Source organism: Bacillus alkalicellulosilyticus (assembly GCF_002019795.1).
Lineage (GTDB): Bacteria > Bacillota > Bacilli > Bacillales > Bacillaceae_F > Bacillus_AO > Bacillus_AO alkalicellulosilyticum.
Window position 1 is genome coordinate 3,061,398 of sequence record NZ_KV917381.1, and the last position, 13,258, is coordinate 3,074,655.

General features: G+C 38.0%; 11 protein-coding genes. All 11 read right to left on the reverse strand.

From position 1 onward, the window contains the following. Positions 1 to 9: 9 nt before the first annotated feature. Positions 10 to 735 carry an elongation factor P 5-aminopentanone reductase gene (gene ymfI, locus BK585_RS15380; protein ID WP_078554573.1) on the reverse strand — a complete coding sequence of 242 codons (726 nt, stop codon included), beginning with the start codon at positions 733 to 735 and terminating at the stop codon, positions 10 to 12. Then, positions 732 to 2,036: an EF-P 5-aminopentanol modification-associated protein YfmH gene (gene yfmH, locus BK585_RS15385; RefSeq protein WP_078554574.1), complete on the reverse strand. Its 1,305-nt coding sequence runs from the start codon at positions 2,034 to 2,036 to the stop codon at positions 732 to 734. The genes ymfI and yfmH overlap by 4 nt, the downstream gene beginning before the upstream one ends. 3 nt (positions 2,037 to 2,039) lie before the next feature. Continuing rightward, entirely contained in the window at positions 2,040 to 3,320 is a 1,281-nt protein-coding gene (gene yfmF, locus BK585_RS15390; protein WP_245805846.1) for an EF-P 5-aminopentanol modification-associated protein YfmF, read from the reverse strand. A gap of 292 nt (positions 3,321 to 3,612) precedes the next feature. Beyond that, positions 3,613 to 4,338 carry a GntR family transcriptional regulator gene (locus tag BK585_RS15395; protein WP_078554577.1) on the reverse strand — a complete coding sequence of 242 codons (726 nt, stop codon included), beginning with the start codon at positions 4,336 to 4,338 and terminating at the stop codon, positions 3,613 to 3,615. Positions 4,339 to 4,347: 9 nt separating this feature from the next. Next, positions 4,348 to 6,702, reverse strand: coding sequence for an FtsK/SpoIIIE family DNA translocase (locus tag BK585_RS15400; protein WP_078554579.1), 2,355 nt, complete (start codon positions 6,700 to 6,702; stop codon positions 4,348 to 4,350). A 160-nt stretch (positions 6,703 to 6,862) separates the two neighbouring features. Beyond that, a complete protein-coding gene (locus tag BK585_RS15405; protein ID WP_078554580.1) occupies positions 6,863 to 7,081 on the reverse strand; it encodes a YlzJ-like family protein in 219 nt (72 codons plus the stop codon). Next, on the reverse strand, positions 7,078 to 7,848 hold the full coding sequence (locus BK585_RS15410) for a ClpP family protease (protein WP_078554582.1): 771 nt from the start codon (positions 7,846 to 7,848) through the stop codon (positions 7,078 to 7,080). The genes BK585_RS15405 and BK585_RS15410 overlap by 4 nt, the downstream gene beginning before the upstream one ends. A 177-nt stretch (positions 7,849 to 8,025) precedes the next feature. Further along, the gene (locus tag BK585_RS15415) at positions 8,026 to 9,690 is read right to left on the reverse strand and encodes a ribonuclease J (protein WP_078554583.1); all 1,665 of its coding nucleotides are present in this window, start codon (positions 9,688 to 9,690) and stop codon (positions 8,026 to 8,028) included. Positions 9,691 to 10,030: 340 nt separating this feature from the next. Continuing rightward, on the reverse strand, positions 10,031 to 10,921 hold the full coding sequence (dapA, locus tag BK585_RS15420; RefSeq protein ID WP_078554585.1) for a 4-hydroxy-tetrahydrodipicolinate synthase: 891 nt from the start codon (positions 10,919 to 10,921) through the stop codon (positions 10,031 to 10,033). Positions 10,922 to 10,928: 7 nt separating this feature from the next. After that, entirely contained in the window at positions 10,929 to 12,164 is a 1,236-nt protein-coding gene (gene dapG / locus BK585_RS15425; RefSeq protein ID WP_078554586.1) for an aspartate kinase, read from the reverse strand. Positions 12,165 to 12,180: 16 nt separating this feature from the next. Continuing rightward, entirely contained in the window at positions 12,181 to 13,227 is a 1,047-nt protein-coding gene (gene asd, locus BK585_RS15430; protein ID WP_078554588.1) for an aspartate-semialdehyde dehydrogenase, read from the reverse strand. Between the last annotated feature and the right edge of the window lie 31 nt (positions 13,228 to 13,258).

A 13,258-nucleotide genomic window follows, 5' to 3' on the forward strand; every position in this document is an offset into this window, starting at 1 on the left:
TACCGTTGTTCAACAGTACCATCCGCCGTTGGCAGAGATTATTTGGCCTTGAATATAACTTGCATCATTTGAGATTAAGAATTTAGCAACGTTTGCGATTTCAACTGGCTTTCCAAGTCGCCCTAACGGAATCTCATCGCTAAGGGCTTGCTTTTCTTCTTGGCTAAAATCTGATAGCATTTTCGTATCAATGGCCCCAGGAGCTATCCCATTGACATGAATGCCACTTGGGGCAACTTCTTTAGCCAACGCCTTCACAAACGAGTTCATGCCTCCTTTGACCGTTGAATACAACACTTCACATGATGCACCTGTGAGCCCCCATATAGAAGAAATCACAATAATATGACCTCTTTTTTCTCTTACCATATGCGGAAGGAGGGCTTGCGTTAAATACACCGGTGAAGTGACATGGAGACGAATCATATCCTCAATTTCATGTTCTTTCATATCTGTAAGTAATCCGTTATAGCTTCTTCCACTATTATGTATAATGATATCGATTGGTTTGTCTAGTTGAGTTAAGAGTTCCGTTACGCCACTCGGTTTGGCTAAGTCAGCTTGTACCAATCGAACCTCACTGCCTTTGGATTCACAGTTCGCTTTGACATCCTCTATAGATGAACGATTCGAGTGATAATGTAAAAAAAGAGTTACATCAGGAGCAGCAAATTCAATTGCTATTGCTGCCCCAATTTCTCCACTTGCTCCCGTTATTAAACACGTGCGGTTCACTTTGGATCCTCCACATAATCATCCTGCTTCACCTGACAAACAGTAAAGCGTTCAAATTGAAAGTGGTCCTTTAATACCTCAGTTAATGTATCAACCGTGATTTCTTCAAGCCCTGATACAACATCAAATAGGTTCATATCATTAAATTGATAACGAGTAAATTGGTTTGCAATGAATTCAGGTGAATTCAGAGAACGCAGAAATCCACCTATTTTTTTCTTGCGTGCCCGTTCCACATCTTGTTCTTTCAATGGAGTTGCTACAAACGTTTTAATCATATCCTCTAACGTTTTGGCAAGAGCATCTGGTTTTTTTGAATCTCCACCGATTATCGTAAAACCGAAACCAGATTCAGCTGAATAATCAAATGAGAAGGTTTCATCAATTAAACCAGAATCATACAGAGTTTGATAATTCTCTGAGCTCTGACCAAGCATTAAATCTAACAGGATATTAATACTTAATTCTCTTTGCAACAATTCTTTCCCACTGCGGTTAGGATTGTGCTCTTTAAAGCCAACCAAGCATTTAGGGGTTTGCACACTCATTGAAATGACATGCTTCTTTTTAGCAACATGCTCTGGTTCATCTTTAAAGAAACGTTTAATTTCCGTTTTTTCTTTAAAATCTTTTTTGGCTTGGTTTTCTTTCACTTGATTTATAATATCCTCAGGCGAAACAGGTCCTATAACAAAGAGTAACATGTTACTCGGGTGGTAAAAGGTTTCATAACATTGATAAAGTAAATCACTTGTTATATTAGAAATCGAATCAATCGTTCCGGCGATATCGATTTTTACAGGGTGATGTTCATACATATTTTCGATTGCACCAAAATACACGCGCCAGTCTGGATTATCATCATACATAGTAATTTCTTGACCAATAATTCCTTTTTCCTTTTCAACACTTTCCTCTGTAAAATAAGGATGTTGTACAAAGTTAAGTAATGTATCTAAATTCTTCTCTACATTCGACGTACTAGAGAAAAGGTAAGCTGTTCTAGTGAAACTAGTAAACGCATTTGCTGAAGCCCCTTGTTTACTAAAATCTTGGAAGACATCTCCCTCTTCGTCCTCAAACATTTTGTGCTCAAGAAAGTGAGCAATACCATCAGGGACTTTAACGGCTTCTGTTTGACCAAGAGGAACAAAATGGTTATCAACTGAACCATACTTCGTTGTAAACGTAGCATATGTTTTATTAAAGTCTTTCTTTGGTAAAACATACACTTCTAGCCCGTTTTCCATCGTCTCATGGTACATTTGTTCCTGCAACTGTTCAAATTCAATTTTTTTCATGGATTAAGCCCCCTCCTTTCCTTTAAGAAAGTAAATCGTATCAAGTTCAATCTTTTTAGCACTCGCAATAATATCTTCTTTCGTCACCTTATCAATTTCAGAAAGCCAATCTGACACGGAACGGGAATATCCAGATACAACATTATGATATAAAAATTCCACTAGTGCTCTAGGTACATCTACCGTTTCAAGGATTTGGTTTTTAACCATTGCTTTTGTTTGCTCAATTTCTTGGTCGGTAAATTCCCCTTTTTGCATTTGCTCAAGTTGCTCCTTAATAATGGTTACGGCTTTATCAAAATTTGAAAACTCAATTCCACTCATGACCATTAGTATGCCCTTATGGCTTTCATACCTAGAGGCAGCATAATACGCAAGGCTTTCTTTTTCTCGGACATTCATAAATAATTTCGAATGAGAAAACCCACCAAATAAACCATTACAAACTTGAAGGGCAAAATAATCTTTATCGGCAAATGTCGTATTCGTTCGGTAGCCAATATGGAGTTTGCCTTGCTTTACGTCTTGTTCTTCTAATACCGTTTGTTCTTTTACCTTCTCTTTTTGAACTGGTTGATTAACCTCACGCTTTCGGTCTGCTTGAGGAAGCGTAAAATACTTAGCTACAGTTTCTTGAACATCTTTTTCTTTGACGTCTCCGATCACATATAAATCAATAACATCCTGAGTGAGAAGTTCTTGATAATAGCTATAAATTTGTTCAGCAGTTAACCCATCTACTTCTTCTTCCTCACCATATACAGAAATTCCAAATGGCTCATCTTTACACATTTCTTCTGTGATTCTCATATTGGCATATCGCATCTTATCATCATAAACCGCTTGAATTCGCTGTTTTAGTGACCTCTTTTCATTGGTAAAAACGGATTGTGGGAACGTTCCACCTTCTGTATGAGGTTGCAATACTATTTCTGATAACATTTTAATCGACTGTTCAAACAATGGAGTTTCATCTTGAATGAACTTTTCATTTGCTACCTCTAAACGGAAAGAGATAATATGATTTTCTCCCTTTTTTTGAACGTCTGCAGAAAGCGTTGCTCCATATAATTCATCTAAGAAGTTACGAATTTGTTGCCTTGATGGATAGGTTTTCGTTCCACTTTGAAGAATGTGCGGTAAAATCGCACGTTTCGTTACTGTGTCTTTTTCTAAAGGTGCTTTTAACATAAGCACAATCGTATTTGTTTTGTACTTGTTGGTTTCCACAACATGAACAGCTACTCCATTTGCTGTTGTTGTTTTCTCTTGGAGATTATTCAAATGTATCACTCCTTGACGTTTCATTTTACTAGGGTATTGCTTATGTTACATACTTTATACATATGTAGAGAAATCAATACTACAATAAACTGTTGGATTATTATACCATTGCTTTAATTTCCAATCAATTCAAACAAAAAACGAAGCAACGTAGGACATACCGTTATATGAAATAGTGGTTTTCGTGGACTTGTTGTTATTGGATAGATTTTTGAAAAGAAAAAAGCTTATAAAAAAAAGACTGACTTTTAGGTGGCTGAGTACCTAGTGAGTCAGTCTATTAAATAGTGTATTATTTCAATCGTTTACGTACTACATGAAATTTAAACTTATCTGCCCGAAAATAATTTAATGAATATAAAATTGGATTATCGTGCTCATCATAATGCATTTGCTTTAGCAAAAGCAGCGCAGTTTCAGGGTCACATTGTAGCATAGGTGATATATCTTCGTGAAAGCCTACGGGCTCAATTTGTGAAATCGCATAGCTAATAACTCGCCCTTTTTCTTCTAAGATTTGATATATCGATTTTGTTTCATGGATTGAATGATTAGGTATATAAGCTGCTGGAGCCTTATCAATACAATATGCTACTGGTTCATCATCGGCTGTACGAACCCTTTCCATCACAACCAGTTCTTCAATAGAATCATTTTTGAACGTTTCTTTATCGTCGATTGTTGACTCAATATGGTTGGAGGAAAGGAATATTGTTCCTGGTACTTTATTCCCTTTTTCAATCATATCAGTTACACTCGTTAGCTCTTCAATTCCACTGTTAAATAAGGGAGTTGAATGAACAAACGTTCCAACCCCGTGTCTGCGTACAATAAAGCCTTCTTCTTCTAATATCCGGAGTGCTTCTCGCAAAGTAGCGCGGCTTACTTCATACAGCCTTGACAACTCATATTCTGAAGGTAATTTAACGCCTTCTTTATACGTTTCATTTTTGATGTCTTCTTTTAATTTATCAATCACTTCTAAATACAAAGGTCTATCTTTTTCCATGTTCCCCATCCCTTCTCCTTACTGTGATGAAGCTTCCTCTTCCGTCTTAGTAATAAGTACTTCTCTTGGCTTTGACCCTTCATACGGCCCAACAATCCCTCTTGCTTCCATTTCATCTATAAGTCTTGCTGCTCTTGTATAGCCAATTCGGAATCTTCGTTGGAGCATGGAAACCGATGCCGTGTTCATATTAAGCACTAATTCAACAGCATCATTAAAAAGCTCATCTTCAACTTCTTCTGTTACTTTTACTTCTTCAGTAGGAATCATTTCCTCTTGGTATTGCGCTTTTTGTTGTGAAATAACAAATTCCACAACAGTTTCGACCTCATCATCAGAAAGAAATGCTCCCTGGACTCTTGTTGGTTTAGATGAACCAACCGGTAAATACAACATATCTCCTCTACCTAACAGCTTCTCAGCTCCTCCACCATCTAAAATCGTTCTTGAATCGGTTTGAGATGAGACACCAAAAGCGATCCTTGATGGTATATTAGCTTTTATTACCCCGGTAATAACATCAACTGAAGGTCTTTGTGTGGCAATAATCATATGAATACCAGCAGCACGTGCCATTTGAGCTAATCGAGTAATAGAATCTTCTACATCACCAGAAGCTACCATCATTAAATCAGCCAACTCATCAACGATAACGACAATATATGGAAGTGTAGGTTGTTTCGCATCTCCCTCATCATTTGATTTTCTTATTTGGTCATTATAACCTTCAATATTTCTTGTACCTGAATGAGAGAATAGTTCATATCTTCTTTCCATTTCACTTACAACTTTCTTTAATGCTTGGGATGCTTTTTTAGGCTCCGTTACAACAGGTGTTAGTAAATGAGGAATCCCATTATACACGTTTAACTCTACCATCTTAGGGTCAATCATCATCAGCTTCACTTCATGGGGTTTTGCTTTTAATAAAATACTAGTGATAATTCCGTTAATACATACGCTCTTCCCGCTTCCAGTTGCGCCTGCAACAAGAAGATGAGGCATTCGATTTAAAGCAGCTAATATGGGCTCCCCAGAGATGTCACGCCCAAGCGCAACTGATAACACATTCTTATCTGCTTTATTTTCTTCAGAGTCGAGCACTTCTCGCAAAGTAACAATAGCCACTTCTTTATTAGGTACCTCAATTCCTATCGCAGATTTCCCAGGAATTGGCGCTTCGATACGAATATCTTTTGCAGCTAATGCTAAAGCTAAATCATCGGTTAAACTTACAATTTTACTTACTTTCACACCGACGTTCGGATGAATTTCATACTTCGTTACGGCGGGGCCTATATGGACTTTCGTTACTTCTGCTTTCACCCCAAAGCTATCAAGGGTTTGTTTAAGCTTTTGTGCGTTTTCCCTCGCAATGGCATGTTGACCACCTTGCCCTTTGTTTCCAAATGGCGCTTTCAAAATAGTAAGTGGCGGTAGTTTATAATCTTCATTAGCTACTTCAGCCATAATTAATGCTTGTCCATTGCCTTTTTCAAGCTGGTCTGTTTTTACATCTTCCTCTATATGAGGAGGTTCTAGCGGCAAAACAAGCTGTTCTTCCTTTGACTCCTTATAAGGGGCAGAAGCCGTAAAGTCACGAATTTCTACTTCCTGATTTTCTAGTTCTGGTTTTAAGTGACTTGGCTCTGGCTTTGTAGATTTCTCTTCTTGTTTTTCCTTGTGCTTTTGTTTTTCTTGTTCACGTTGTTCTTTTTGTGCTTGCATTTTTTCCTGAATGTTTTTATTCCATTCTTGTAAATCGGTTTTAATACTCGCAAATGTATTTTTCATAAACGAATATACAGCACCAATTCCTTGCCCCATGACCTCGGATAATGACTTTCCAGTAATCAGTAAAAAAGCAACGACAATACAGAAAAATGCAATGAGTATCGTTCCTATCCCATCAAAGAGAAAGTGACTAACAGCATATCCAACAGCCCCTATCATTCCTCCGCCAAGCTCAGCTACAGGAGCTTCATTATAAACTTGCATCCAATATAAGTTCCATGTATTACGAATCACTGATTGGTCTTGAAAACCTTCATGTCCAGCTAAATATTCAAATAACCGTAAATGACTTAGTAACAAAAAAGCAAATACAAATAAATAGAGTCCAGCTAACCTTCTAGATAAATATGATGGCATTTTTCGTTTGACGATCGTATAAATAGCTGTACAAAAAACGGTTATAGTTATAACAAAATACCATTCACCTACAAAGAAACGAAGTAAATGAACGAGTACCTCTCCAACACTTCCTAACCTGGCAAAGGTCACAATCGATAGAACGAGCAGTATTAGTCCAACTAACTCAAACTTCAACTGATTTCGCCAATCGGTAGCTGATTTCTTTTTCCTTTTTGCCATCTCTTTCACCCTCTATTTTATAAGAAAAACGGCAGAGCCGTCTTTTATTAATCTTTATATTTTTATCTTTCCTCTTATCAAGAAAGACAGCCAAGATTGGCTGCCTTAACCAAATTGTATATAGTTATTATAGCACAGAAAAGAAGACGACTACTACATCTTAAAAATCAGGTTTTAACTGAATGACGCTTCCTGGAGCATATTTATTATCTAAATAATGGGCTGGGTCACTGCTAATTAATCGAACGACTTTAAATTCTAACTCATTTACTTGTTCCACCAATAATGAGCCACCTTCAAATTGTACATATTTTTGATTTGCAAACGAATCCTCTTGAGGGAATATCATCTCTTCTGGCAACATCGTATATAAAATCATTGGATCATGTCTCCTCCCTCTGCCTTTGAGGCACGGCGTTCATCTATCAATGAGTTTAATTTCCTTATCGCTTGACCAAGACCTCCAACCTCATTAATCAAGCCATATTTTACTGCGTCGGTTCCAACTACATTAGTACCAATATCTCTTGTTAGATTCCCTTTTGAAAACATCAGCTCTTTGAACCTTTCCTCTGTTACACTTGAATGCTTCGTCACAAAATTAATGACCCGCTCTTGCATCTTATCTAAGTATTCAAAGGTTTGCGGAACACCAATCACTAATCCAGTTAAGCGTACTGGATGAATCGTCATAGTTGCTGTTTCTGCAATAAAAGAATGATTTGATGCAACTGCAATAGGAACACCAATGGAGTGCCCACCGCCGAGTACAAGTGTTACAGTTGGCTTAGATATAGAAGCTATCATTTCTGAGATGGCTAAGCCTGCTTCAACATCACCACCAACTGTATTTAAGATGATAAGTAAACCTTCTATTTTAGAATTTTGTTCTGCAGCCACAAGTTGCGGGATAATATGCTCATACTTTGTTGTTTTGTTTTGGGGAGGTAACTGCATATGACCTTCAATTTGCCCAATAATTGTTAAACAATGAAGATTGGATTGGTCCATATCTGGAACATTCGTTTGACCCAACTCTTGAATTTTACTTAATATGTTTGCGCCTTTATTATCAGGAGCTCCTTGTGGAGGTACTGGCTCTGTTGGTTGTTCTTGGGGTACATTTGGCTTCTGGTCGTGGTTCATAACTATTCCTCCTTAAATCGATACTACAGGTTAGTATGAACTTCCAATGGGTAGTTCATTCGAGTCTCGAAAGAAAAAAGCTAAGAATGGGAGAAAAGCGATTGCCATTATACAATGAATAGAGGGTGATACAAAAAGTTATCAACCTTTTGTACCACCCTCACCAAGTATGCTTCTTTATACTTCCATAATAATCGGTAAAATCATAGGACGACGCTTTGTTTTTTCATATAAAAAGCGTCCTAGTACTTCCCTTACATTACTTTTCAATGATGACCACTCGTTTACATTTTCAGTCATGCATTTTTTTAATGTGCTTGCTACGATTTCATTGGCTTCTTCAAGTAATTTTTCTGACTCTCTTACGTATACAAATCCTCTAGAAATAATATCTGGACCAGAAACAATACTACTGTTCTGCTTATTAAGCGTAACAACGACAACTAAGATTCCATCTTTTGAAAGAAGTCGACGATCCCGGAGGACAATATTGCCTACATCCCCTACGCCAAGTCCATCAATTAAAACATTACCAGATGGAACTTTTCCTGATTTTCTACCGGAACCATTTGTAAATTCAATGACTTCCCCTTTATCAAACAAGAAGATATTCTCCTCTTTCACACCGACTTCAACGGCAAGTTGTTTATGGGCCACTTGCATACGAAACTCGCCATGAATAGGAATGAAATACTCAGGTTTCATTACATTCAGCATTAATTTCAGCTCTTCGGCACTTCCGTGACCAGAAGCATGTACATTCGATCGGCCATAGATAATATCTGCACCAATTCTTGAGAGTAAATCAATAATCTTCGCAACTGATTTTTCATTTCCAGGAATCGGAGAAGCCGCAATAATAACAGTATCATCAGGAGTAATCGTCATTTGACGATGTGCTCCTTTAGCCATGCGAGAAAGAGCACTCATCGATTCCCCTTGGCTTCCTGTCGTTAACACGGTAATTTGCTCAGGTCGATAATCATTTATTTCATCGATTTCAATAAATAAATCATCGGGGGTTTTTAAATACCCTAACTCTCTTGCAATAGTGATGACACGAACCATACTTTTTCCGACAATGGCTACTTTCCTATTCACTGCCACAGCGGCTTTAATGACTGACTGTATTCTATGTACATTAGATGCAAATGTCGTTACTATGATTCGACCTTTTGTCTTTTGAAAGACATCAGCAATTCCTTGTCCTATTACAGTTTCTGAAACTGTAGCACCAGGTCGCTCCGCATTGGTACTATCTGATAACAAACAAAGAACACCACGGTCGCCATAAGAAGCCATTTTTCCTAGTTCTGCATGTTTTCCATCAACAGGTGTTTGATCAAACTTAAAGTCTCCTGTATGAACAATTAGCCCTTGAGAGGTCTCAATTACAACTCCGACCGAATCAGGGATACTGTGATTAGTTCTAAAAAAAGAGACGTTGGTTTGTCCAACCACTATTTTTGAATTTGAGTCAACAAGCTGCAAAGATACCTTGCCAAAAAGGCCATGTTCTTTCAACTTTTCACCGATTAATCCTAATGTAAGTCTCGTCCCATATACAGGAACATTTAATTTTTGTAGTACATATGGTAAGCCACCAATGTGGTCTTCATGTCCATGCGTAATAACGATTCCTTTTACTCGGTCTTCATTCTCTACTAAATACGAAACATCTGGAATTACAATATCTACCCCAAGCATATCATCATCTGGGAACATAAGACCTGAGTCAATTACAATAATATCTTCATCCACTTCAACAACATACATGTTTTTCCCTATTTCACCGACTCCACCAAGGGCAAAAACACGAATTTTCTCTGTAATCTTTGACAATGTTAGTTCCTCCTATATTAACTTTTCAAATAACAATTTTCCGCATAATCCTTATTCTATTTCCAATATTTAATTTAACCCGGCCAACTATAAATAAAATACTGGAGTCACCGATTAAAGAAAAGCATAAGATTGCACCCGAACTAATCACTTGATTGTAGTATAACTTAATTTTCAATTGAAACACAAGAGCAAGTTATGAGGGCTCTGAAAAAGTTCAGTTTATAACTTTCAGCTTCCAACTATTCAACCTTTATTTTCTCCAAAACCGACTGATTATTTCAGGGTAATAGGAATAAATAAAAAAAATACGCCATACGATTAACGTATGACGTATTTTTTATTGTAATAGTTGGAGTAAATGGTCTCTTTCAGTTCTTGTTAGTGGAATTAAAGGCAATCTAACACTTCCAACATCTAACCCTTTTATTTGTAATGCTGCTTTTACACAGGTAGGGTTTGGAGCTAGGAACAAGCCTTTCATAATCGGCAACAGCTGTCGATGGTAGGCAGCTGCCTGTTGAGGCTGACCTGCGTAAAACGCATCAATCATGCTCTTCATTTCATTTCCGATAATGTGGGAAGATACAGAGACAACACCAGTTGCTCCAATGGCTAGTGCTGGTAATGTTAAGCTATCATCACCACTATATAACGAAAATTGGTCACCTGTGTTCTCAATAATCGTTGACATTTGTTCTAAGTCACCACTCGCCTCTTTGATGGAAACGATATTAGCTACTTTCGACAGTTCGATTACCGTATCTGCCGTCATATTCACAACAGATCTTCCTGGTATGTTATAAAGCATAACAGGTAGGTTGGTTTCGTTTGCAATTGCTGTGAAATGTTCTATCATGCCTTTTTGAGAAGGTTTATTATAATAAGGTGTAACGGCCATAATGCCGTCTACTCCTAATGCTTCCGCCTTTTTTGTTAATTCAACAGAAGCATACGTATTATTATTACCTGTTCCGGCTATGATAGGAACTCTACCATCTACCACTTTGACAACGTGACCAAAAAGAGCCAACTTCTCTTCCGTCGTTAGTGTCGGAGATTCTCCCGTTGTTCCGCCGACAACTAGCGCTTCTGTTCCATTATCTATTAAATACTCCGTTAACTTCGTTGTTTTAGTAAAGTCAATGTTTCCTTTATGGTCAAAAGGAGTAACCATTGCTGTTAGAACCTGACCAAAGTTCACTTCATTCAACTCCTTTACTAAGGACATACCTCGCTTATTCTTGGATGCTTTTCATTTGACCATCTTTCGTTAATTGAAACATATCATGAAGGGCATTAACGGCCTTCACCATGTCATCCCCTTTAACTAATACCCAAATCGTTGTATGTGAGTCTGCTGACTGGAGAATTTGAATATTTTCCTTTGATAACGCCCCTACGATTTTAGCCGTTACACCAGGTACCCCTGTCATTCCAGCTCCAACCGCTGAAACTTTTGCACAGTTTTTAGTAGCTATTGGCTCATAACCCATTCCCGTAAGAATTTCTATCGCTCTATCAGCCACTTCATCTAGTACTGTGTATACGACACCCATTGGATTAATGTTAATAAAATCCACACTTATTTTCTCGCTAGCCATCGCCTTAAATACTTTTTCTTGGAGATCGAATTGGCCTTCTTTAGCTAGCACTTTTATTTGTGTGACACCAGATAGATGTGCAATTCCAGTTAATAATCGGTCTTGGATATGGTCATTTACGGCTTCTGTTACTTTAGAAGTTACAAGGGTTCCTTTTGAATCTGAGTATGTTGAACGAATATGAATTGGAATTTTAGCCTGCATTGCGATTTCAACGGCTCTTGGATGAATCACCTTAGCTCCTTGATGGGCCATATGACTAATTTCTTGATAGGTGACAGTTGATAGTGGTCTTGCATCAGCTACAATCCTTGGATCTGCCGTCATCACACCTTCAACATCTGTAAAGATATCAACCCACTCGGCATTAAGGGCTGCTCCAAGAGCTGTCGCAGAGGTATCACTACCTCCACGACCTAACGTCGTAATCTCCCCTGAATGGGATTGCCCTTGGAATCCAGCTACAACTACTACATCAACTTTCTCTAATGCCTTCAGTAGTGGGCCGATTTTCATTTCTAAGATACTTGCATTAGAAAATTCATCGTTTGTTCTAAAGCCTGCCTGAGCCCCTGTCATAGCTATCGCGCGAAGATCTAGAGACGATAATAAATTTGAGAAGACAACTGAAGAGATGACTTCTCCACAAGAAACAAGAAGGTCTTGCTCCCGCTTTCCAAGCGTTTGTGTGTCAACTAAACTAAGCAATGTATCCGTAGCATAAGGATCACCACTTCTTCCCATTGCTGATACGACAACCACAACTTTATAGCCATCTGTCACTGCTTTTTTCACATGGTTTGCTGCTAATGCTCGTGTCTCTTCATCCTTGACAGAAGTGCCTCCAAATTTTTGAACGATTAGTTTCATATGACACCTACTTTTTTTACTTCAGTAATTGTAATTTCACCAAGCTTTCAGCAATTTGAACTGAATTCCATGCTGCCCCTTTTAATAAATTGTCAGATACAACCCACAAATGAAAACCATTGTCGCGGTCTAAATCTTTTCGGATACGTCCAACAAATACATCATTTTTTCCAACGCTTGTTGTTGCCATTGGGTATACTTGATTACTTGGGTCATCTTGTAATGTAACGCCTGGGGCATTAGCTAATAGATTTCTAACTTCCTCAACTGAAGCTCCACCTTGCTCCGTTTCGATATAAACTGATTCTGAATGTCCTGTTTCTACAGGAAGTCTGACACACGTTGCCGCTACTTCTAAGTCACTCATGTGCATAATTTTTTTTGTCTCATTTATCATTTTCATTTCCTCAAATGTATATCCGTTGTCTTGGAATAAATCAATTTGAGGAATCGCATTAAATGCAATTTGGTAATGCTTTTTATCTCCACCAACCGGTAAAATTTCCGGTGTAACTTCTTTTCCTTCAAGAATTGCCTTTGATTGGTCTTTCATTTCATTAATTGCATTAAGTCCAGCACCTGAAACGGCTTGGTACGTTGAAACAACAACTTTTTTCAAACCATACTGTTCTCGTAACGGCTCAAGTGCAACCACCATTTGAATTGTTGAGCAGTTAGGGTTAGCGATAATCCCATTATGCTCATGCAAGTCTGCTTCATTTACTTCTGGAACGACTAACGGTACATTTTCGTCCATTCGAAACGCACTTGTGTTATCTACACAAATCGCACCACGTTTTACTGCCTCAGGTGCAAGTTCTTTAGAAACCGAACCACCCGCACTAAATAAAGCTAATTGAACTCCTTCAAACGCCTCAGGTGTTGCCTCCTGAACCGTAATCTGTTCTCCTTTATACGTAACTGTTTTACCAGCTGAACGTTTTGATGAAAGTAAGCTAAGTTTTGAGATTGGAAAGTTTCTTTCTTCCAGTGTTTTTAACATCTGTTGACCTACTGCACCTGTTGCACCAACTACTGCTACATGAAAACCTTGTTCTACCATGAATACCCGTTCTCCCTTCAATCTTTCAGTT